Raw genomic sequence first — 2,023 nt, forward strand, 5'->3', positions numbered from 1 at the left:
GTGCTCGTCGTCGTTGGTGGCGATGCACTTGGCCGCGCAGGCGCTGCGGTCCGGTGAGTGCTCAATGGCGCTCGCGGGCGGGGTCGCGGTGATGGGCTCGCCGATCGGTGTCCTGGGCATGTCGCGGCAGAAGGGGCTGGCCGAGGACGGGCGCGTCAAGGCGTTCGCCGACGGCGCGGACGGGACGGTGCTCTCCGAAGGCGTCGCCATCGTCGTGCTGGAACGGCTGTCGGTGGCCCGCGAGCGCGGGCACCAGGTGCTCGCGGTGCTGCGGGGCAGCTCGGTGAACCAGGACGGGGCCTCCAACGGCCTGACCGCGCCGAACGGCCCGTCGCAGCAGCGGGTGATCCGCGCCGCGCTGGCCGTCGCCGGGCTCTCGGCGTCCGATGTGGACGCTGTCGAGGCGCACGGGACCGGCACGGCGCTGGGCGACCCGATCGAGGCGCAGGCCCTGCTGGCCACCTACGGCCGGGACCGCGACCCGGCGGACCCGCTGTGGCTGGGCTCGCTGAAGTCGAACATCGGCCACACCCAGGCCGCCGCGGGCGTGGCCAGTGTGATCAAGATGGTGCAGGCGCTGCGGCACGGCGTGCTGCCGCCGACCCTGCACGTGGACGCGCCCACCGGCCAGGTGGACTGGACGGCGGGCGCTGTCGAGCTGCTGACCGAGGCGCGGGACTGGCCGCGCGACGGGCGCCCGCGCCGGGTCGGTGTGTCGTCCTTCGGCATCAGCGGGACCAACGCGCACCTGATCATCGAGGAGGCGCCCGACGAGCCCGCGTTGCCCGCGGCCGACGAGACGCCGTCCGGCGCTGTGGCGCCGCTGGTGGTGTCCGCGCGCAGCGCCGGTTCGCTGGCGGGGCAGGCGGGGAGGCTGGCCGCGTTCCTCCAGCGGTCCAGCGACCTGCCGCTGACCCGGGTGGCGGGCGCCCTGCTGTCGACGCGGGCGGTGCTGGGCGACCGCGCCGTGGTGGTGGCGGGTTGCGCCGAGGAGGCGACGGCCGGGCTCAGCGCGCTGGCGCGGGGGGAGAGCGCGGCCGGTGTCGTGACCGGCGGCGCCGGTGCGCCCGGCAGGCTGGTGTGGGTGTTCCCGGGGCAGGGGGCGCAGTGGGTCGGCATGGGCCGCGAGCTGCTGGACTCCTCCCCGGTGTTCGCCGAGCGGGTCGCCGAGTGCGCCGCCGCGCTGGGGCCGTGGGTCGACTGGTCCCTTGTGGACGTCCTGCGCGGTGAGACCGCCCCCGGCCTGATGGACCGGGTCGACGTGCTGCAACCCGCCAGCTTCGCCGTGATGGTGGGTCTGGCGGCGGTGTGGGCCGCTGCCGGGGTTGTCCCCGACGCGGTGCTTGGCCACTCGCAGGGTGAGATCGCCGCCGCGTGCGTGGCTGGCGCGCTGTCGTTGGACGACGCGGCCCGGGTGGTCGCGGTGCGCAGTCAGGCCATCGCCGCCGACCTGTCCGGGCGCGGCGGCATGGCCACGGTCGCCCTGGGCGAGGACGACGCCGCCGCCCGACTCGCCCCGTGGGCGGGCCGGGTGGAGATCGCCGCCGTCAACGGCCCCGCCTCGGTGGTGATCGCGGGCGACGCCGAGGCGCTGGCCGAGGCGGTGGACGCCCTGTCCGGGCGGCGGGTCGCGGTGGACTACGCCTCGCACACCCGGCACGTGGAGGACATCCGCGACCGGCTCGCCGAGGCGCTGGCCGGGGTCTCCGCGCAGGCGCCGATGATTCCGTTCTACTCGACCGTCACCAGCGAGTGGATCACCGACGCGGGTGTGGTCGATGGCGACTACTGGTACCGCAACCTGCGCCAACAGGTGCGCTTCGGCCCGGCCGTTGCCGAGCTGCTTTCCCAGGGCCACACGACGTTCGTCGAGGTCTCCGCGCACCCGGTGCTGGTGCAGCCGATCACCGAGGTGGTGGACGGCACCGAGGTCGACGCGGTGGTCACCGGCACGCTGCGGCGGGACGACGGCGGCCTGCGGCGGCTGCTGACCTCGATGGCCGAGCTGTTCGTGCGCGGTGTC

Annotated in this window: 1 protein-coding gene; it reads left to right on the forward strand. The window is 75.5% G+C overall.

Annotated elements, in window-relative coordinates; genetic code table 11:
• On the forward strand, window positions 1-2,023 hold a 2,023-nt coding region (locus GCL84_RS13180; RefSeq protein WP_156755752.1), incomplete at both ends, for a type I polyketide synthase.

It is taken from the genome of Actinokineospora pegani (assembly GCF_009745975.1).
GTDB classification, from domain to species: domain Bacteria; phylum Actinomycetota; class Actinomycetes; order Mycobacteriales; family Pseudonocardiaceae; genus Actinokineospora; species Actinokineospora pegani.